Source organism: Streptomyces sp. NPDC007856 (assembly GCF_042868225.1).
In the GTDB taxonomy this organism is placed as follows: Bacteria; Actinomycetota; Actinomycetes; order Streptomycetales; family Streptomycetaceae; genus Streptomyces.
The window spans coordinates 39,087-56,350 of sequence record NZ_JBIAEC010000010.1 but is presented as its reverse complement, the minus strand read 5'-3'; the positions used below and the strand labels follow the sequence as shown (position 1 = coordinate 56,350).

At 72.2% G+C, this 17,264-nt stretch carries 21 protein-coding genes and 1 pseudogene; 16 read left to right on the top strand and 6 right to left on the bottom strand.

Annotated elements, in window-relative coordinates; all coding sequences use genetic code 11:
- From ACFYOH_RS23535 to ACFYOH_RS23525, 3 genes are all read right to left on the bottom strand, one after another.
- Positions 1–1,074, bottom strand: coding sequence for an NAD(+)/NADH kinase (locus tag ACFYOH_RS23535; protein ID WP_388628604.1), 1,074 nt, complete (start codon positions 1,072–1,074; stop codon positions 1–3).
- A 365-nt stretch (positions 1,075–1,439) separates the two neighbouring features.
- Positions 1,440–2,123 carry a helix-turn-helix transcriptional regulator gene (locus ACFYOH_RS23530; RefSeq protein WP_388629241.1) on the bottom strand — a complete coding sequence of 228 codons (684 nt, stop codon included), beginning with the start codon at positions 2,121–2,123 and terminating at the stop codon, positions 1,440–1,442.
- Between the two features lie 361 nt (positions 2,124–2,484).
- Positions 2,485–2,778, bottom strand: coding sequence for a DUF2795 domain-containing protein (locus ACFYOH_RS23525; RefSeq protein WP_388628601.1), 294 nt, complete (start codon positions 2,776–2,778; stop codon positions 2,485–2,487).
- Between the two features lie 105 nt (positions 2,779–2,883).
- On the opposite strand from ACFYOH_RS23525, the gene ACFYOH_RS23520 reads away from it, so the two are divergent.
- The 5 genes from ACFYOH_RS23520 (at position 2,884) to ACFYOH_RS23500 (ending at position 6,231) form a co-directional block, all read left to right on the top strand.
- Complete coding sequence (locus ACFYOH_RS23520) at positions 2,884–3,024, top strand: hypothetical protein (protein ID WP_388628599.1); 141 nt, start codon at positions 2,884–2,886, stop codon at positions 3,022–3,024.
- A 10-nt stretch (positions 3,025–3,034) separates the two neighbouring features.
- Positions 3,035–3,358: a DUF2795 domain-containing protein gene (locus ACFYOH_RS23515; protein ID WP_388628596.1), complete on the top strand. Its 324-nt coding sequence runs from the start codon at positions 3,035–3,037 to the stop codon at positions 3,356–3,358.
- Between the two features lie 106 nt (positions 3,359–3,464).
- Positions 3,465–4,979, top strand: a complete 1,515-nt coding sequence (locus ACFYOH_RS23510; protein ID WP_388628593.1) for a purine-cytosine permease family protein — start codon at positions 3,465–3,467, stop codon at positions 4,977–4,979.
- Entirely contained in the window at positions 4,976–5,527 is a 552-nt protein-coding gene (locus tag ACFYOH_RS23505) for a cysteine hydrolase family protein (RefSeq protein WP_388628590.1), read from the top strand. Before ACFYOH_RS23510 ends, ACFYOH_RS23505 begins: the two co-directional genes overlap by 4 nt.
- 5 nt (positions 5,528–5,532) lie before the next feature.
- Positions 5,533–6,231 (top strand): GntR family transcriptional regulator, encoded by a 699-nt coding sequence (locus ACFYOH_RS23500; RefSeq protein ID WP_388628588.1) that lies wholly within the window; start codon positions 5,533–5,535, stop codon positions 6,229–6,231.
- Positions 6,232–6,258: 27 nt separating this feature from the next.
- On the opposite strand, the pseudogene ACFYOH_RS23495 reads toward ACFYOH_RS23500, so the two are convergent.
- Positions 6,259–7,487 (bottom strand): annotated as a pseudogene (locus ACFYOH_RS23495) (alpha-L-fucosidase); the annotation flags it as partial.
- A 246-nt stretch (positions 7,488–7,733) separates the two neighbouring features.
- Here ACFYOH_RS23495 and ACFYOH_RS23490 point away from each other — a divergent pair.
- The 3 genes from ACFYOH_RS23490 to pqqB all read left to right on the top strand — a co-directional run bounded on the left by ACFYOH_RS23490 (position 7,734) and on the right by pqqB (position 10,311).
- The gene (locus ACFYOH_RS23490; protein ID WP_388628585.1) at positions 7,734–8,132 is read left to right on the top strand and encodes an SseB family protein; all 399 of its coding nucleotides are present in this window, start codon (positions 7,734–7,736) and stop codon (positions 8,130–8,132) included.
- A gap of 106 nt (positions 8,133–8,238) precedes the next feature.
- On the top strand, positions 8,239–9,351 hold the full coding sequence (locus tag ACFYOH_RS23485; RefSeq protein WP_388628583.1) for a hypothetical protein: 1,113 nt from the start codon (positions 8,239–8,241) through the stop codon (positions 9,349–9,351).
- A 48-nt stretch (positions 9,352–9,399) separates the two neighbouring features.
- Positions 9,400–10,311, top strand: coding sequence for a pyrroloquinoline quinone biosynthesis protein PqqB (gene pqqB / locus ACFYOH_RS23480; protein ID WP_388628580.1), 912 nt, complete (start codon positions 9,400–9,402; stop codon positions 10,309–10,311).
- Here pqqB and ACFYOH_RS23475 read toward each other — a convergent pair.
- Positions 10,308–10,727, bottom strand: a complete 420-nt coding sequence (locus tag ACFYOH_RS23475) for a MarR family winged helix-turn-helix transcriptional regulator (RefSeq protein WP_388628577.1) — start codon at positions 10,725–10,727, stop codon at positions 10,308–10,310. The two genes, pqqB and ACFYOH_RS23475, sit on opposite strands and share 4 nt — an antisense overlap.
- 74 nt (positions 10,728–10,801) lie before the next feature.
- The gene (locus tag ACFYOH_RS23470) at positions 10,802–11,152 is read right to left on the bottom strand and encodes a VOC family protein (RefSeq protein ID WP_388628574.1); all 351 of its coding nucleotides are present in this window, start codon (positions 11,150–11,152) and stop codon (positions 10,802–10,804) included.
- 315 nt (positions 11,153–11,467) lie between these two features.
- Between ACFYOH_RS23470 and ACFYOH_RS23465 the strand changes: the two genes are divergently transcribed.
- The 8 genes from ACFYOH_RS23465 to ACFYOH_RS23430 all read left to right on the top strand — a co-directional run bounded on the left by ACFYOH_RS23465 (position 11,468) and on the right by ACFYOH_RS23430 (position 17,251).
- Entirely contained in the window at positions 11,468–11,755 is a 288-nt protein-coding gene (locus tag ACFYOH_RS23465; protein ID WP_388628571.1) for an ArsR family transcriptional regulator, read from the top strand.
- A 49-nt stretch (positions 11,756–11,804) separates the two neighbouring features.
- Positions 11,805–12,773 carry an SMP-30/gluconolactonase/LRE family protein gene (locus tag ACFYOH_RS23460; protein ID WP_388628568.1) on the top strand — a complete coding sequence of 323 codons (969 nt, stop codon included), beginning with the start codon at positions 11,805–11,807 and terminating at the stop codon, positions 12,771–12,773.
- 67 nt (positions 12,774–12,840) lie between these two features.
- Complete coding sequence (gene crcB, locus ACFYOH_RS23455; protein WP_388628565.1) at positions 12,841–13,302, top strand: fluoride efflux transporter CrcB; 462 nt, start codon at positions 12,841–12,843, stop codon at positions 13,300–13,302.
- Positions 13,299–13,679: a DUF190 domain-containing protein gene (locus ACFYOH_RS23450; RefSeq protein WP_388628562.1), complete on the top strand. Its 381-nt coding sequence runs from the start codon at positions 13,299–13,301 to the stop codon at positions 13,677–13,679. Before crcB (ACFYOH_RS23455) ends, ACFYOH_RS23450 begins: the two co-directional genes overlap by 4 nt.
- On the top strand, positions 13,676–14,050 hold the full coding sequence (gene crcB, locus ACFYOH_RS23445; RefSeq protein WP_388628559.1) for a fluoride efflux transporter CrcB: 375 nt from the start codon (positions 13,676–13,678) through the stop codon (positions 14,048–14,050). The genes ACFYOH_RS23450 and crcB (ACFYOH_RS23445) overlap by 4 nt, the downstream gene beginning before the upstream one ends.
- A gap of 75 nt (positions 14,051–14,125) precedes the next feature.
- The gene (locus ACFYOH_RS23440; protein WP_388628556.1) at positions 14,126–14,962 is read left to right on the top strand and encodes an undecaprenyl-diphosphate phosphatase; all 837 of its coding nucleotides are present in this window, start codon (positions 14,126–14,128) and stop codon (positions 14,960–14,962) included.
- A gap of 172 nt (positions 14,963–15,134) precedes the next feature.
- Positions 15,135–15,815, top strand: coding sequence for a FadR/GntR family transcriptional regulator (locus ACFYOH_RS23435; RefSeq protein WP_388629238.1), 681 nt, complete (start codon positions 15,135–15,137; stop codon positions 15,813–15,815).
- Positions 15,812–17,251 (top strand): amino acid permease, encoded by a 1,440-nt coding sequence (locus ACFYOH_RS23430; protein ID WP_388628553.1) that lies wholly within the window; start codon positions 15,812–15,814, stop codon positions 17,249–17,251. The genes ACFYOH_RS23435 and ACFYOH_RS23430 overlap by 4 nt, the downstream gene beginning before the upstream one ends.
- Positions 17,252–17,264: the final 13 nt, after the last annotated feature.

Here is a 17,264-nt window from a genome sequence, read left to right as displayed (position 1 = left end):
TCAGGACAGCCGACGTCCGTCCTCGGGACCCGGCGGCAGCGCGAGGTGGGCCAGGTCGCCCGGCCGGGGTGTGGTCACCGGCCACAGCGGAGCGGCTTCCCCGTCGGCGAGCGCGGCAGGCGCGTCGGTGAGGTTCATCCGCTCGCGCAGCCGGCCGTAGAAGTCCATCGGGCCCAGCCGGACCGCCTTCAGCCGGCGCGGTGCGGCGTACACGCCGATCCAGTCCCCGGGGCTCAGCACACCGCGCAACTGGCCGTCGATACTGACGGCCGCCTGGCCCGACCGATCGAGGATCCGCAGCGCGACGGGCTCGTCGGGGGCGGCCACCACCGAGCGGTTGAACACCATGTGCGGGGCCACCGGCGTGAAGATCAGGCCCTCCGCGCGCGGCGAGACCACCGGCCCGCCGGCGGCGAAGCTGTACGCGGTGGAGCCCGTGGGCGTGGCCACCAGCAGCGCGTCGGCGGAGTAGCTGGCCAGGAGCCGGCCGGCCAGATAGACACCGACCGACACCTGCCGGTCCCTGGCGAGCTTCTCCACGACGACGTCGTTGAGCGCGGTGACGTCCAGCGCGACGCCCCACTCGCCGCCCGCCTCGCACTCCCCACGCACCCGGGGCGGCGGCAGCATCGGCCCGCGGCCGTACCGCAACAGCGCCTCCATCTGTGCGGGCACCTCCAGCCGGCAGGACGCCCGCATGGTGAGGAGCATCCGGCTCTCCACGGTGATCCGCTCGGACCGGACCGCGTCCAGCGCCTCCCGCACCCCCGAGGCCGGGACCTCGGTGAGAAAGCCGACGCGGCCGAGGTCGACGCCGAGGACCAGGGCGTCGTTCTCGGCCGCCAGCCGTGCGCCGCGCAGAAAGGTGCCGTCCCCGCCGAGGGTGAGGATGAGGTCGGGATCGCCCGCCGAGTCGACCTCCTCCCGGGCACTGTGCCGCGCCCCTTCCCGCCACACGTCGATGTCCGCGCACCCCACGGCGTGCTCCGCGCACCACTCGCGCACCACTCGCGCGGCGGCCACGGCCTCGGCACGGCCGCCGTGCACCACGAGGCCGACACGGTTCACCGTCATACCCACCTCCCAGCCGGCTGCTCCCGCTCGCCATCCTCACCGCGGACCGCTCCGACGCCGCACGCGCCACGCCGCCGACGTGGCTCCCTCGGCAGGCGTGCGGGGGAACGTGGCTACGGCTGCTCAAGCCGCCGGCGCCGTACCGCGCGTCCGCGGGCGGCGGAGACGCTCACGGGAGGTTCCGCGACAAGAGCGGTTCGCGGCGCTCCCTCGGCGCGTCGGCACGCGCACGCGAGCCTCGCCGACGTGGGTGCGTTCCTGGTCACGGCCCCGACGCCGTGGATCTTCCGCACCCCGCCCGGCCCGCGGCCGTGGGCCGGCGGCGCGGTCGGTGCCCTGTTCCACGCCGCGGCGCTCGGCGCCGCCTACCCCAGGTGCTCGGCCGGCCGGGAGCCCGGGGTGTGCCCGAAAGTGCGCCGGAAGACGTCGATGAACGCGCTGGCCGAGGACCAGCCGCACCGATGCGCCACCGTCGTGACCGGAGTCCGCTCCGCCAGCAGGACCAGGGCGTGGTGCAGCCGCAACTGGGTGCGCCACTGCGGGAACGTCATGCCGAGGTCGCCGCGGAACAGCCGGGAGAGGGTACGGTCGCTCGCCCCGACCTCCCGGCCCAGCTCGGCCAGGGTGCGGGCGTCGGCCGGGTCCGCGCGCAGGATGTCGCACAGTGCGCGCAGCAGCGGCGCAGAGGTCGTGGGCAGGTGCAGGGGCTGCTGGGGCGAGACCCTCAGCTGATCCAGCAACACCGCGTCGTCGGGCTGAGCACCTTCCTGTCCCTGTACGCCGAGCAGCGCCCGGGAGGAAGCGCGGCCGCCGGCACCGCCGCGCTGTTCGTGCTCTATCTCGGCGGCGCCGTCGGCTCCGTGCTGGGCGGCGCGCTGGCGGAGCGGTGGGACCGGGTCACGGTGTGCCGCTGGTCCTATGCGGTGTCGGTCGTGTCGGTGGCCGGGGTGGTGTTCGTCCCCGGTCCCGCTCTGTACGGGTGCGTGGCGCTGACCTCCGCCGGTCTGTATGTGTCGTTCTCCCTCCAGGTGACGCTGGGCCAGGACTATCTGCCCTCCCGCGTCGGTACGGCCGGCGGGGTCACTCTCGGCCTGGCCGTCAGCGTCGGTGGACTGACGAGCCCGCTGATCGGCCGGCTCGCCGATGCCACCTCCCTGCGGACGGCCCTCACCCCGCTCGTCCTCATGCCGGCGTTGAGCCGGCTGCTGCTGCGCACCCTGCGGGAGCCGGTTTCTCCAGGGCACCCGGCGAAGGGCAGGAGACGCACCCGGCGTCCTCGCCATGACCTGCGGCGATCCCACCTCGTCGAGCTGGGCCTGCCGGCCGTCCGTGCCGTGGACTGAGTGCGGGCGCGCGTGGGCGTACGGCGGCCGGGGCGGTGTGCCCCGGCCGCCGTACCCCCGTGGTCGGTCACTCGTCCTGGAAGACCGCCTCGCTCACCTCGGCCGGGTTCTGGAACTCCTTCTTACCGAGGTGGGCGATGCGGTCGGTGATCTCCTTGGAGGCATGGTTGTCCCTGGCGACCTTCTTGAGCTGCTCCGTGTCGGCCGGGTATTCGGCGCCGGACAGGGCTTTCTGCAGATCTGGGGGGGGCGGATACCCGCCATGGCTCCTCCAGGCGGTGAGATGGTTCTGGGGCCGTACGCCGGCGCCGCATACTGCGCCGGGACCGCTCAGGTACCCATCCCCCGGCAGCGGATTCACGGATTCCGCCGGTCATGGCAGGCGGGAGTTCTCCCCGGTCATGGCGGGGCGAGGGACGGGTACTCGGGGTCTTCGGAACCGGCACGGACGCGTGTGGGACGCCCGATGAGTGAGAGCACCCCTTCGCAGGCAGAGGGCGAGTGGGAGCCGGGCATGGCGGAGGACGAGCAGCCGCCGCGTACGACCCCGTCCCAGGCCGAGGGTGAGGACACCGCGGACGAGAACGCCGAGGAAGGCGACGAGTGAGGGAGGAGCCATGAGCACGGCACACACCAGCGTCCCCGAGGTGCTGGACGCACTGAAGGACGTGTCGTACCCGGCCGACAAGGAGCGCCTGGTCACGGCCGCGCGTGCGGCTGGTGCGTCGGAGGAGGTCGTCAAGGCCCTGCGCGGCATCCCCGCCGAGCAGTACACCGGCCGTGACGACGTGGCGAGGTCGGTGCGGGTGGACCCGGACTCGGACCTCGACCGCACCGCCGCACAGCGCGCGGAACAGGCACGCGCGGGCGGCAAGCCCGGACTCTCCCAGCACCTGCGGGAGGAACCGAAGACACCGATCCAGGAGGAGTTCGACCGCTGAACCGTACGTACCGCCGGGTCCTCGCCAAGACCCCTTCTTGACGGTCCACCAGCTCACTCCTAGCTTGAGTGGACACGTCTGGACAGGTAGGGCAGGTGGCTCGGCGATGACGCATCCGCAGGATCCGCTCGGCAGCACCGGGGGCAGATCCGCCGGCCGTGCGATGCAGGTGGAGACGCACGGCCTCGACGTGATCGGGGACGCGGAGCGCAAGGGCACCCCGCGCACGCTGTTCTGGCCCTGGTTCGGCGCCAATGTCTCCGTCCTCGGCCTGAGTTACGGCGCCTTCGCGTTCGGCTTCGGGATCTCCTTCGGGCAGGCCCTCGCCGCCGGCGTGCTCGGCATCGTCGTCTCGTTCCTGCTGTGCGGGTTCATCGCGGTCGCCGGCAAGCGCGGCTCGGCGCCCACGATGGTGCTCAGCCGGGCGGCGTACGGAGTGCGCGGCAACCGGCTGCCGTCGGTCATCTCCTGGATGCTCACCGTCGGCTGGGAGACCGTCCTCACCGCGCTCGCCACGATGGCCACCGCGACCGTCTTCGCCCGCCTCGGCTGGGGCGGCGGCACCGAGACCCAGATCGCGGCCCTGGTGGTGGTGGCCGCGCTGACCGTCGTCGGCGGGGTCATGGGCTTCGACCTGATCATGCGGCTGCAGACGGCGATCACCGTGATCACCGGCGTCCTCACCGTCGTCTACGTCGCTCTCGTCGTCGGCCACATCCACTGGAGCACGGTGAGCGCCGTCCCGTCGGGTTCCGCGCAGGAGTTCATCGGCGCGCTGGTGTTCATGATGACCGGCTTCGGCCTGGGCTGGGTGAACGCCGCCGCCGACTACTCCCGCTATCTGCCCCGGAGTTCGTCCAGCCGTGGGGTGATCGGCTGGACCACCTTCGGCGCCTCGGTGGCCCCGCTGCTCCTGCTGGTCTTCGGTCTGCTGCTGGCCGGTTCCTCGCCGAAGCTGAGCAAGGCCATCGCCGCCGACCCGATCGGCGCGCTCACCACCATCCTGCCCACCTGGTTCCTGGTGCCGTTCGCCGTGGTCGCCGTCCTCGGCCTCGTTGGCGGCGCCGTCCTCGACATCTACTCCTCGGGCCTCGCCCTGCTCTCGGCCGGCCTGCCGGTACCCCGCTATCTGGCCGCTTTCCTCGACGGCCTCCTGATGATCGCCGGCTCGGTCTACATCGTGTTCTTCGCCGGCGACTTCCTCGGCCAGTTCATGGGCTTCCTCACCACGCTCGGCGTCCCCATCGCCGCCTGGTGCGGCATCATCCTCGCCGACCTCGCCCTGCGCCGCCGCGACTACGACGACGGCGACCTCTACCGCCCGCACGGCCGCTACGGCGACATCCCCCTGCCGCCTCTGCTCCTCACCCTCGCCACCACGGCCGTCGGCTGGGGCCTGGTCACCAACACCGCGGCGAGCTGGCTCACCTGGCAGGGCTACCTGCTCGGCCCCGTAGGCCTCGGGGGCAAGGCCGGTGCCTGGGCGTACGCCAACCTCGGCGTCCTGGTGGCGCTGGTGCTCGCCTTCCTCGGCCACCTGCTGACGGGCCGGGCCCGGGTCCGCGCCCAGGAGGCGCAGGCGCCGAGCCCCGTGACCGGCGAGGGGCCGCTCCACCCATGACCGCCGGACACCTCGCCGTCATCGACATGCAGCGCGTCTTCGCCGACCCGGCGAGCCCCTGGGCCACCCCCCGGTACGCCGACGCGGTCGCGGGCGTGCGCAGCCTGCTGCCCGCCTTCGCCGACCGCGTCACCTTCACCCGCTTCCTGGCCCCCGGGGAACCGGCCGGGGCCTGGCGCGCCTACTACGGCGCATGGCCCTTCGCCCTGCAGCCCCCGGACGCCGAACTCTGGCATCTGTCCGACGAGTTCGCCGATCTGGCCGGCCATGTCGTGGACGCCACCACTTTCGGCAAGTGGATCCCGGAGCTCGCCGCCCGGGTCGGCCCGGACGACCGGCTGGTCCTGGCCGGTGTCAGCACCGAGTGCTGTGTGCTCTCCACCGCCCTGGCCGCCGCCGACGCCGGCACCGAGGTACTGGTGGTCGCGGACGCCTGCGCGGGCGTGGACGACGACTCCCACCTCAAGGCCCTGCAGATCATGGACCTGTACCGGCCGCTGGTCCGGGTCACCACCGTCGACGACCTGCTCGCCGAGGCCGGGCCGTGACCGGCGTGCCACTGAAGCACCAGCGGATCAGCCGGATCCTCGCCCGGGAGATCCGCGACGGCTGCCGCCGAGCCGGTGAGCGGCTGCCCGGCGAACATGCCCTCGCCGAGCGGTTCGGCGTCAGCCGTACGACCATCCGCGCGGCCCTCGCCGAACTGTCCGAGGAGGGCCTGATCGCGACCCGCACGGGCAAGGGCTCGTACGTCGTCTTCGACGGTCGCCCGGCGGAGGACCGGCCCGGTTGGGCCCGCGCCCGTCCCGTGCGGCGCGCGGACACCACCGTGCGGACCCTCGCCGTGGGCGAGACGCACGACGCGGCCCTGGCTGCCGAACTCCGCCTGGAGAAGGACGAGTTCGTGTGCGTGGAGCGGACCGAAGAGCTGGTCGCGGACGGCGCGGTGGTGTCGTACGAGCGCAGCCTGCTGCCGCCGGTGCCCGGGATCCGCGAGCTGCCCTCCCGGGGCCTCGGCCGGGCCTCGCTCACCGAGGTGCTGCTGCGGGCCGGACTGCGACCGGACCACGGGGAGCAGCGGGTGTCCGGGCGGCCGCTGGACGCCGGGGAGGCGGTGCTGCTCGGGCGCGCGCCGGGGGAGTGGTTCCTGGTGACGCGGTGGACCGGCCGGGCCGCCGACGGCTCCTTCGCCGGGCACGTCGTCACCCTGCTCGACGCCGTCCACTTCGAGCTGACCCTCGCCTTCGGCTGACGCTCCCGCGTCAGGTGCGCCCCGTCCCCCCCGGTAGAGGTCCAGCTCTCCGTCGAGTTCCACGGGCGAGCACCTGGCGTACTCGGCCACGTGCTCCGCCGCCGGCGCGTCCAGCCAGGTCACGCCCGGCACCTCGTCCAGCCCGCCCGTGACCCGGTGGCCCAGCTCGGTGCCCGTCCCGAGCACGCTCACCCGGCGCACCCGGTTGCGCAGCCCGCGCACGGACACCGTCTCGCGCGGGACGTCAAGCACACGAGGTACGGCGTCCGCCGGTCGGCCGACAGGGTGCTCGGACCGTAGTGATGTCCCGGCGGCAGGCCGGCCACCGTGCTGTACACGGCCTCGGCGTGCCGGCCGAGCCACGCCCCGAGCCACGCCCCGAGCCCCGCCAGGCGCTCCGCCTGCTCCGCGGGGATCGTGCCGTCCTCGCGCGGGCCCACGTCGAGCAGCAGGTTGGCGCCCGCGCCGATCGTCTCCGTGAAGTAACGCACCAACTGGCGCACCGACTTGTGGTTGTGGTCCCCGTGCTGGAAACCCCAGGAGTCGTTGACGGTCAGGCACAACTCCCAGGGTCCGTCGGGCGCCCGGAGCGGCACGCCCTGTTCCGGGGTGGCGTAGTCGCCGTGGCTCAGCATGCGCGCGTTGAGGACCGTCTCCGGGTTGCCGGCCAGGATCCGCGCGGCCAGGGCGTCCAGGCCCCACTGCTCCTCGGTGCGCTCCCCTTCGCCGTCGAACCACAGCAGATCCGGCCGGAACCGCTCCACCAGCTCCCCGACCTGACCGTCCCGGTAGGCGAGGAACCGCGCCCAGGCCGCCGGATCCTCCTCGCCGGGCCGGGCGTGCGCCAGGGGGTTCGGGGGATACTCGTCCGGGTCGGGGTGCCGCACGCTCGCGTAGTCGGGTTGATTCCAGTCCGAGTGGGAGTAGTGGAGACCCACCCGCAGGCCGCGTTCGCGCAGCGCGTCGGCGTATCCGGCGATCAGGTCGCGCCCCGCCGGCGTGCGGCGCACCACGTTCAGATCGCCGTGGGCGCTGTCCCACAGGGCCACACCGTCGTGATGGCGCGCGGTGAGCACGGCGTACCGGGGACCGGCACGGGCGAACAGGTCGGCCCAGGCACGCGGGTCGTAGCGGGACGCGGTGAAGCCGCCCAGCTGCTTCATGTACTGCTCGTGGGACACCTGTCCGGTGTAGAACGACCAGGACTCCGGGACCCCGTCCACCGCGTAGATGCCCCAGTGGACGAAGATCCCCAGCTTGGCGTCGCGGAATCATGGCTGCATCGGCATGCGGCCACGCTGGAGCCCGGGCGACCCGCACGCGCGACGATCGCCCTGCCCGTGGATTTCCACCGCCCCCGGCGTCCACCGGAGCCGGGCCGTCACCGGATCTCCCGTGGATCCTCACGCATGTCCCGCGGCCCACCGGGTACGCGAGGCGAAGCACGCCTGGGGCGCGGTTCCGCCCCCTCCTGTACGACCGTCGCTACCTGGGGATCTGCCATGGAGACACCCGCACACAACGACCTGCCGACGCCGGCCCAGCAGGCGCTGGACGCGCTGACCGTGAACGCCGAGGACCAGAGCGCGCTGGACGTCCTCGCCCACAGTGACGTGCTCGTCCCCGTGCCGGACGACGCGGTCGACGGGGAAGGCGCCGACGCCACGACCGTGGCCCTGCCCGTCCTGGAACAGCCCGGAGGCGACCCGGTCGTCCCCGTCTTCACCACGGAGGGCGAGATGGCCGAGCTCCTGCCCTTCGTCTCCCGCTACCGCCTCATCCCCCTCGGCGCCCTGGCCTCCCAGTGGCCCGACGAGGACCTCTCCCTGGCCATAGACGGCAACTCCACCCACGCCCTGACGCTCACCTCACAGGGGGTGCGCACGCTGCTGGCCCGCTGACGAAGCGCCCCGAGGGGCGGTGGGGAACGGCGCGAGACACCGCCGGCGACCCGCACCCGCGCAGGAAAGCGATCACCCCACCCCCATGGGCGACAAAAATGGGCCCATGGAATACATCGCCGGCGCGGCAGGGGCACTGGTCCTGGTGCTGGTCCTGACCAGCATTCTCCGCACCCTCGTGGTCCCCCGGGGCCTCTACTCCGTGCTGGTCTTCCGCCTCTGGTGGGCCCTGCGCCGAATCCTCCGGGTCACCGCCGTCCGCAAGGACTACGCGTCCATCGACCGCGCACAGACCTGGCTGGCCCCGCTGATGCTCATCGGCATGCTCGCCACGTGGCTCGCCGGTGCGTTGCTCGGCTTCGGCCTCCTGCTGTACTCGCTGTCCCCGCTGTCCTGGACCACCTCGTTCCGGGAGGCGGGGTCCAGCCTGTTCACGCTCGGCTTCGCCGGCGGCGCCCGGCTGAAGCTGTCCGTGCTCGACTTCGTCGCCGCGGCCACCGGACCGGTCGTGATCGCGCTGCAGATCGCCTATCTGCCCACCCTGTACGCCGCCTACAACCGCCGCGAACTGGAGGTCACCCTGCTCCAGGCACGGGCCGGCGAGCCCGCCTGGGGGCCGGAGATCCTCGCCCGGCAGTGGCTGGTCGACACCGAGACCGCGCTGCCGACGCTGTACCGCGCCTGGGAACGCCTCGCCTCGGACATGGGCGAGAGCCACTCGACGTACCCGGTCCTGCTGACCTTCCGCTCCCCGCGCCCGCACCGCAGCTGGCTGGTCGGTCTCGTCGCGGTGATGGACGCGGCCGCGATGCAGCTGGCCCTGGCGCCGCGGCTCGCCCCGCCGGAGGCCCGGCTGGTGCTGCGGGCCGGCTTCACCGCCCTGCGCGACATCGCCCGCGCGCTGCGCATCCCCTTCGACGCCGACCCGTCGCCGGACACGGCCATCAGGCTCACCTTCGCCGAGTTCGACGCGGCCGTGGCCATCCTGGAGTCGGCCGGGTTCCGAGCCGAGCGCCCGCCGAAGGAGGCCTGGCCGCACTTCCGGGGCTGGCGGGTCAACTACGAGGCGATCGCCTACGAACTGTGCCGGCGCTGCGACGCCGTACCCGCTCTGTGGACCGGTCCCCGCGACTTCCCCGGTGGGCCGATCCCGCCCGAGCGCCCGGCGGACCGCCGGCCGGGCGCAGGACGGCCGGAACTGCCCCCCGCCGCCGGGTAGTCCCCGGCCCGACACGGGAAGATCCCCAGCGAGAACAGGTCCGGACGCATGTCGAAGGAGCGGATGGTCGTGAGGGTCGTCCTGCTGGGAACCGCCGCCGGTGGTGGCTTCCCGCAGTGGAACTGCGCCTGCTCGCTGTGTACGGCGGCAAGGGACGGCAAGCTGCCCTCCCGGACCCAGGAGTGCGTGGCCGTCACCGGCAACGGCCGCGACTGGTGGCTGCTGAACGCCTCGCCCGACCTGCGCACCCAGGTCGCCGCCACACCGGCGCTGTGGCCGGGACCCGGCCCCCGGGACAGCCCGCTCCGCGGCGTCCTGCTCACCGACGCCGAGGCCGACCACGTCACCGGCCTCGCCGGCCTGCGCGGCGCGGCGGGGTTGAAGGTCTACGCGGCCCCGCCGGTCCGCACCGTGCTGGCCCCCGCCCGGGCCGCCCTGGACCGCTATGCCCACTGGGAATGGCCGGACAGCCTGGCCGACGGCGGGTTCGTGCTGGCCGGCGGGCTGGTGGTCACGGCCCATCCGGTGGGTGTGAAGATCCCGAAGTACGTGCCGGTGCAGGCGCCGGGACCGGCCGGCCCGTGGGTGACGGCGTACCGGGTGGAGTCACTGGCCAGTGGGGGAGTGCTGGTGTACGCGCCCTGTGTGGGCGCCTGGACTCCGGCGCTGGACGACCTGTGCGCCGAGGCCGACTGCGTGCTGCTGGACGGCACCTTCTACGCGGCCGACGAGATGGGCACGGCGGTGCGGTCCGGCGCCGGGCAGGCCGCCATGGGGCACCTGCCGGTCACCGGACCGGACGGCAGCCTCGCCGCCCTGGCCCGGCATCCGGGCGCACGCCGGATCTACACCCACCTCAACAACACGAACCCGCTGCTCGACCCCGCCTCAGCGGCACACGCGCGTGTCGCAGAGGAGGGCGTCGAGGTCCTGCCCGACGGGGCCGAGCTGGTGCTCTAGTGATCCTGCCCGGCGCTCCAGCGCTCCTGCCCGGTCAGCATGCGCGCCAGCACTTCGCGCTGCAGCGGCAGCACCTCGGCGTGCAGCGCGCGGCCCTTGGGGGTCAGCGCCACCCACACCCCGCGCCGGTCCTCCGCGCACACCGAGCGCTCCACCAGCCCGTCCTTCTCCAGCCGGCCGATCAGCCGGGACAGCGCGCTCTGGCTGAGATGGACCCGGCCGACCAGGTTCTGCACCCGGCACTGGTCGCCCTCCGCGGGCGACTCGGTCGCCAGGATGTCCAGCACCTCGAAGTCGCTGGCGCCCAGCCCGTGCGGATGCAGGGCCCGGTCGATCTCGCACATCGTGCGCGCGTGCACGGCGAGGATGTCCCGCCAGCGTTCCTCGAGCCGGGCCTCGGCCGTCTTCACTGCCATACCCGCACCGTAGCACCGATCCGGCCAATCGTTGAGTGTGCAACTAGTGCCGGTGCGAGCGGAGGTGGCGGTGCTCAGGCGGCCGGGTCCTGGAGCAGACCGATCAGGTTGCCGTCGGGGTCCTTCACGGAGGCGATCAGCCGGCCGTTGCCGACGTCCCGCACGTCCTGGACCACCTCGGCGCCCGCCGCGAGCAGGGCCGCGAGCCGCTCCCGGAGGTCGGTGACGTGCCAGAACGGCACCGGCCCGGTCAGGCCCTGGGCATGCCCGTTCGGGTCGAGGCCGATGTCCTGTCCCTCGGCCTTGAAGCCGACGTAGTAGGGCTGGTCCGCGTACGGCTCGACCCCCAGCAGGGCGGTGAACAGAGCCTTGGCACGGTCCTTGTCCTTGACGGGGTAGATGATCGTCTGCACGCCGGCGGTCATGGGACTCTCCTTCTGCGGTGCGTGGCCCGACGGGTTTTCCGCCGGTGTACCTCACGCTAGGACCGGGGAGCCCGCTCCGGCTTCTTCGATCCTGACCGGTTGCGGGCTCCCCGGTGGCCACCGCTGAACCACCGGTGATGGGCCCGGCCGTAAGGGGCGGCCGGGCCTTCGCCGATTTTCCGGGGTCATGTACACCCGCTCGGTCGTACGGCCGTTCGGTACCGGACAACGACCGTCGAGTCCCGGACGTGCCGGAGTCGGCCGCGCGACAGTGGGAACACTGCGTACGAGGAGGTCGGGGACGGAGGCGGACGGATGATGGGAACTCCCTCGGGCCGGGTGCGGCAGTCGATTCTGGAATGGCTCAAGGACCCCGCGGACCACTTTTCGGCGCCCCGTCGCCGCGACCTCGCCGACACGGGAGTCACCGCGCGCGCCGTCGCCGCCAAGCTGGGCGTGCCCCGCCGGACCGCCGTCGCCCACCTGGACTTCCTCACCCGCCTCGGCCTGCTGCGCACCCGCCGCAGCTACCGGGGCACCTGCTACCGGCGCGACGAGATCCGCATCGCGGAGGTGGCCCGGGTTTTCGAGAAGGGGTGGTGAGGGGACGACACAGTCGTAATGGGCCGACCCGACCGCGAAGGGCACGCGCATGGACCGACCCACGGCACTCGTCCCGCTCCACCACGTCCCCCTGGGCGCCCGCGGCCCCGAGGACGTCGTCGTCGACGCGCACGGAAGCGTGCTGACCGGAGTGGAGGACGGCCGGATCCTGCGCGTCCACCACCCCGGCGACCGGCGCACGGCCCGCGTGGAGGTGCTGGCCGAGACCGGCGGCCGTCCACTCGGACTCGAACCCCTGCCGGACGGCGCCCTGCTGGTGTGCGACGCGGAACGCGGACTGCTGCGCGTCGATCCCGGCGAAGGCGCCGTCGGCACCGTCCGCGTACTCGCCGACTCGGCGGCGGGGGAGCGGCTCCGCTTCTGCAGCAACGTCGTCGCCCTGCCCGACGGCACCGTGTACTTCACCGTCTCCAGCCGCCGCTACCCACTGGACCAGTGGATCGGCGACATCGTCGAGCACACCGGCACCGGACGGCTGCTGCGCCTGCCTCCGGAAGGCGGTGAGCCCGAAGTCCTGCTGGACGGGCTGCAGTTCGCCAACGGACTGGCGGGGAGTGCCGACGGCGGCTTCCTGGTGATCGCCGAGACCGGCGCCTGCCGCCTCACCCGCTACCACCTCACCGGTCCGCGCGCCGGCCACGCCGACCTCTTCGCCACGCTGCCCGGCATGCCGGACAACCTCTGGCGCGAGGGCCCCGACGGCCCGCTCTGGGTCGCGCTCGCCGGTCCCCGGGTTCCGCCGCTGGACCTTCTGCACCGCACGCCGCCCGCGGTGCGCGGCGCCGCAGCCCGGGCCGCCGTACACGCGCCGTACCGCCCGAGCGGGACGATCGGGGTGATGGCCCTCGACGACAGCGGGCGGACGGTCCGGCACCTCACCCGCCGCCGCTCCGGCTTCCGCATGGTCACCAGCGTCTGCGCGAGCGGGGACCACCTCGTCCTCGGCAGCCTGTGGGAGTCCGGTGTCGCGGTCTGCGCACGGACCGCGGCCCGCTGACACGGCGGTACGCTGGTGCCCGGCCGTGATCACCCGACAGGGCGGGCCGAACAGGAGACGCACCAGCATGACAGCCCCGGAAGCGCAGAGCCTCCGCGTCCGCCCCACCCCACGGCGGCGGCCGGAGTGGCGTGCCCAGATACCCGTCGTCGCGATGGTCGCCCTCGGCGGCGCCCTCGGCGCGTGCGCCCGCTACGGCCTCGCCCTCGCCTGGCCCACGCCGCCCGGCGGCTTCCCCTGGGCGACCTTCCTCACCAACGTCATCGGCTGCGCGGTGATCGGCGTCTTCATGGTGCTCATCACCGACGTGTGGGCCGCCCACCGCCTCGTACGCCCCTTCTTCGGCACCGGCGTGCTCGGCGGCTTCACCACCTTCTCCACCTACGCCGTCGACATCCGCAAGCTGGTGGACGCGGGCCGCCCGGGCCTCGGGCTCGCCTACCTCGCCGCGACGCTGTGCGCGGCCCTCGCCGCGGTGTGGCTCGCCTCCGTCGCCGCGCGCCGTGTGCTGATCAGGAGGAAGCGATGACGTCACTCACCGGCCGCGCCCTCAGGCTGACCGTCTACATCGGCGAGGACGACACCTGGCACCACAAGCCCCTCTACTCCGAGATCGTGCACCGCGCACACGCGGCCGGCCTCGCCGGGGCGAGCGTCTTCCGGGGCATCGAGGGCTTCGGCGCCTCCTCTCTCATCCACACCTCCCGCCTGCTCTCCCTGAGCGAGGACCTGCCCGTGGCGGTCGTCGTCGTGGACACCGAGGAGCGGGTACGGGCGTTCCTGCCGCAGCTCGACGAACTCGTCGAGGAGGGGCTCGTGACCCTGGAGGAGTGCGAGGTCGTCCGGTACGTGGGGCGCACCGGCGGCCCCGAGGGCACGAAGCCGAAGGGTAAGAAGTCGTTGTGAACTGGCTGCTCGTCATTGCGGGGGCCGTGGTCGGCGCACCGCTGCGCTATCTCGCCGACCGTGCCGTGCAGGCCCGGCATGACTCCGTCTTCCCCTGGGGCACCTTCATGGTGAACGTCACCGGCTCGCTGATCCTCGGGCTGCTCACGGGCGCCTTCACCGCCGGGGCGGCCGGGCCCCATCTGCAGCTGCTCGTGGGCACCGGGTTCTGCGGAGCGCTGACTACGTACTCGACCTTCTCCTACGAGACACTGCGGCTGTCCGAGGCGGGCTCGGGCCTCTACGCTGCCGCCAACGTCGTGGGGAGCGTGGTGTCGGGGCTCGCCGCCGCCTTCGCCGGAGTCTCGATCGCCGCCACCCTGTGGTCCTAGGCGCTTGCCGGAGCGCCGGACGCAACAAGTACTGTCTACAACAATGTCGACCAACTCTCCTCAGAACTGGATCCCATGAGCGCCATCTCCGTCGGTCAGGCCGTCGTCCTCGGAGTAGTCGAGGGGGTGACCGAGTTCCTCCCGGTGTCCTCCACCGGTCACCTCAAGATCACCGAGGGGCTCATGAACATCCCCGTCGACGACAAGTCCGTCGTCGGGTTCTCCGCCGTCATCCAGGTCGGCGCCATCGCCGCCGTGCTCGTGTACTTCTTCAAGGACATCAAGCGGATCGTCTCGGCCTGGTTCCGCGGTCTGACCAACCGCGAGGAGCGCTACCACCACGACTACAAGTTCGCCTGGTGGGTCATCTACGCCACCATCCCGATCGTGCTGGTGGGCCTGGCCGCCAAGCCGCTGATCGACGGGCCGCTTGGCTCCCTCTGGGTCGTCGCGGGCTCCCTGATCCTCGGTTCCGTCGTGATGTGGTGCGCGGACCAGATGGGCCGGCACAAGCGCGGTGAGGACGACACCTCGTTCAAGGACGCGATGTGGGTCGGCTGCTCGCAGATCCTCGCCCTGCTCTTCCCCGGCTTCTCCCGCTCCGGCGCCACCATGTCCACCGCGCTCATCCTGGACCTGGACCGTGTCGCCGCCACCCGGCTGTCCTTCTTCCTCGGCATCCCGGCCCTGACCGGCGCCGGCATCTACGAGCTCAAGGACGCCCTCGGCGCGGGCGTGGGCGCGGCGCCGCTCGCCGTCGGCACCATCGTCTCCTTCGTGGTCGCCTACGCCTCCATCGCCTGGCTGCTGAAGTTCGTCGCCAAGCACTCCTTCAACGCCTTCGTGATCTACCGGATCGTCATCGGCGTGGGGCTGCTCGGCCTGCTCGCCACGGGTGTGCTCAACGCCTGACCGAACCCTCCTGATCACCCACGGGGTGCGGATGCCTGCATTCAGGCGCCGCACCCCGTGAATGTTTCCTTACGCGATGTCTTGACAGTGCGGGCACGCAACCCGCAGGATCGCTCCCGTGAACCTGTCAGACAGCCAGACAGGTGGTCTGGGTCCCCGGCGTGTGAGCGCCATGGAAGCGGTCCTCGCCCACCTGCGCGGCGCCATCGAACGCGGCGAGTACGCCATCGGCGACAAGCTCCCCTCCGAGGCCGAGCTGTGCCGCACCCTCGAGGTGTCCCGGCCCGTGCTGCGCGAGGCGCTGCGCGCGCTGCAGACGATGGGCCTCACGGTCTCCCGGACCGGCAAGGGCACCTTCGTCGTCGCGAACGCCGTCGAGGACCCCACCTTCGGCGACTACGCGGCCAGCGACCTGCTGGAGGTGCGCCGACACATCGAGATCCCGGTCGCGGGCTACGCGGCCGTGCGCCGCACCCCGGAGAACCTGGACCACCTGGCCCATCTGCTCGACCGCATGGAGCGGGAGACGGACACCACGGCCTGGGTCGCGATGGACACCCTCTTCCACCTCGCGATCGCCGAAGCCGCCCAGAACCCGGTCTTCCGCCGGGTCATCGAGGAGATCCGCGACGCACTGGCGCGTCAGTCGGCCTTCCTGAACGAGCTGGGCGGCCGCCGCGAGCAGTCCAACCGCGAGCACCGGGCCATCGTCGAAGCGCTGATCGACGGTTCCGAACACGACGCCGTCCAGGCCATGAGTCACCACCTGGACCGCGTCGAGACGACCCTCACCGACATCGTCCGTCCCCAGCGGACGGACGATCTACCCACGGAAGGCGGACCCGAGGCGTGAGCGAGCAGCACCTCAAAGACGAGACGCGCCCCTCGTCCGGCCATGTCGACGCCGGAGACGCCGGCTACAGCAAAGGCCTGAAGCACCGGCACGTCAACATGATCGCCATCGGCGGAGCCATCGGCACCGGCCTCTTCCTTGGCGCGGGCGGCCGGCTCGCCGACGCCGGGCCCTCCCTGTTCATCGCCTACGCCGTCTGCGGCGTCTTCGCCTTCCTGGTCGTACGCGCCCTCGGCGAACTCGTCCTGTACCGCCCGTCCTCCGGCGCCTTCGTGTCGTACGCCCGGGAGTTCCTGGGCGAGAAGGGCGCCTACACCGCGGGCTGGATGTACTTCCTCAACTGGGCGACCACCGGCATCGCCGACATCACCGCGGTCGCCACCTACACCCACTACTGGGGCATGTTCTCCGACATCCCGCAGTGGGTGATCGCGCTGATAGCCCTGGCGGTCGTCCTGACCGTGAACCTGATCTCGGTGAAGATCTTCGGCGAACTGGAGTTCTGGTTCGCGATCGTCAAGGTCGGCGCGCTCGTGGTCTTCATGGCGATCGGCATCTTCCTGCTGGTCACCCAGCACCCGGTGGCCGGCCACCACCCCGGCCCGTCCCTGATCACCGACAACGGCGGCATCTTCCCCAACGGCCTGCTGCCCATGCTGCTGATCATCCAGGGTGTCGTCTTCGCCTACGCCTCCGTCGAGCTGGTCGGCGTGGCCGCCGGTGAGACCGAGAACCCCGAGAAGATCATGCCGAAGGCGATCAACTCGATCATGTGGCGGGTGGGCCTGTTCTACGTCGGCTCCGTCGTCCTGCTGTCCATGCTGATGCCCTGGAACGCGTACAGCGCCGGCCAGAGCCCCTTCGTGACGGTCCTGTCGCACATCGGCATCCCGGCGGCCGGCGACGTGATGAACCTGGTCGTGCTCACCGCCGCCATGTCCTCGCTGAACTCCGGCCTCTACTCCACCGGTCGCATCCTGCGCTCCATGGCCATGAGCGGCTCGGCCCCGAAGTTCACCGCGCGGATGAGCCGCAGCCAGGTCCCGTACGGCGGCATCCTGCTCACCAGCGGAATCTGTGTCCTCGGCGTGGGCCTCAACTACGTCGTCCCCGCCGACGCGTTCGAGATCGTCCTCAACTTCGCGGCGATCGGCATCCTCGCGACCTGGGGCATGATCATGCTCTGTCACCTGCTCTTCTGGCAGAAGACCCGGAAGGGCGAGCTGACCCGGCCGTCGTACCGGCTGCCGGGCTCTCCCTGGACCGAGGTCGTGACGCTGGCGTTCCTCGCCTCCGTCCTGGTCCTCATGTACGCCGACGGCGGCGCCGGACGCACCACCGTGCTCTGTCTGCCGCTGATCGTCGCAACCCTGGTCGCGGGCTGGTACGGCATCCGCGGCCGGATATCCCGCACATCCACCGGCGCCGACGCGTGACCCGCGACCCGGG

What these genes read in the sequence shown, in the direction of transcription:
- ACFYOH_RS23535 (WP_388628604.1), bottom strand. Translation starts at nt 1,074, where the DNA reads ATGACGGTGAACCGTGTCGGCCTCGTGGTGCACGGCGGCCGTGCCGAG.
- ACFYOH_RS23520 (WP_388628599.1), top strand. Translation starts at nt 2,884, where the DNA reads ATGAGTGAGAGCACCCCTTCGCAGGCAGAGGGCGAGTGGGAGCCGGGC.
- ACFYOH_RS23515 (WP_388628596.1), top strand. Translation starts at nt 3,035, where the DNA reads ATGAGCACGGCACACACCAGCGTCCCCGAGGTGCTGGACGCACTGAAG.
- ACFYOH_RS23510 (WP_388628593.1), top strand. Translation starts at nt 3,465, where the DNA reads ATGACGCATCCGCAGGATCCGCTCGGCAGCACCGGGGGCAGATCCGCC.
- ACFYOH_RS23505 (WP_388628590.1), top strand. Translation starts at nt 4,976, where the DNA reads ATGACCGCCGGACACCTCGCCGTCATCGACATGCAGCGCGTCTTCGCC.
- ACFYOH_RS23490 (WP_388628585.1), top strand. Translation starts at nt 7,734, where the DNA reads ATGGAGACACCCGCACACAACGACCTGCCGACGCCGGCCCAGCAGGCG.
- ACFYOH_RS23485 (WP_388628583.1), top strand. Translation starts at nt 8,239, where the DNA reads ATGGAATACATCGCCGGCGCGGCAGGGGCACTGGTCCTGGTGCTGGTC.
- pqqB (WP_388628580.1), top strand. Translation starts at nt 9,400, where the DNA reads ATGTCGAAGGAGCGGATGGTCGTGAGGGTCGTCCTGCTGGGAACCGCC.
- ACFYOH_RS23475 (WP_388628577.1), bottom strand. Translation starts at nt 10,727, where the DNA reads ATGGCAGTGAAGACGGCCGAGGCCCGGCTCGAGGAACGCTGGCGGGAC.
- ACFYOH_RS23470 (WP_388628574.1), bottom strand. Translation starts at nt 11,152, where the DNA reads ATGACCGCCGGCGTGCAGACGATCATCTACCCCGTCAAGGACAAGGAC.
- ACFYOH_RS23465 (WP_388628571.1), top strand. Translation starts at nt 11,468, where the DNA reads ATGATGGGAACTCCCTCGGGCCGGGTGCGGCAGTCGATTCTGGAATGG.
- ACFYOH_RS23460 (WP_388628568.1), top strand. Translation starts at nt 11,805, where the DNA reads ATGGACCGACCCACGGCACTCGTCCCGCTCCACCACGTCCCCCTGGGC.
- crcB (WP_388628565.1), top strand. Translation starts at nt 12,841, where the DNA reads ATGACAGCCCCGGAAGCGCAGAGCCTCCGCGTCCGCCCCACCCCACGG.
- ACFYOH_RS23450 (WP_388628562.1), top strand. Translation starts at nt 13,299, where the DNA reads ATGACGTCACTCACCGGCCGCGCCCTCAGGCTGACCGTCTACATCGGC.
- ACFYOH_RS23440 (WP_388628556.1), top strand. Translation starts at nt 14,126, where the DNA reads ATGAGCGCCATCTCCGTCGGTCAGGCCGTCGTCCTCGGAGTAGTCGAG.
- ACFYOH_RS23435 (WP_388629238.1), top strand. Translation starts at nt 15,135, where the DNA reads ATGGAAGCGGTCCTCGCCCACCTGCGCGGCGCCATCGAACGCGGCGAG.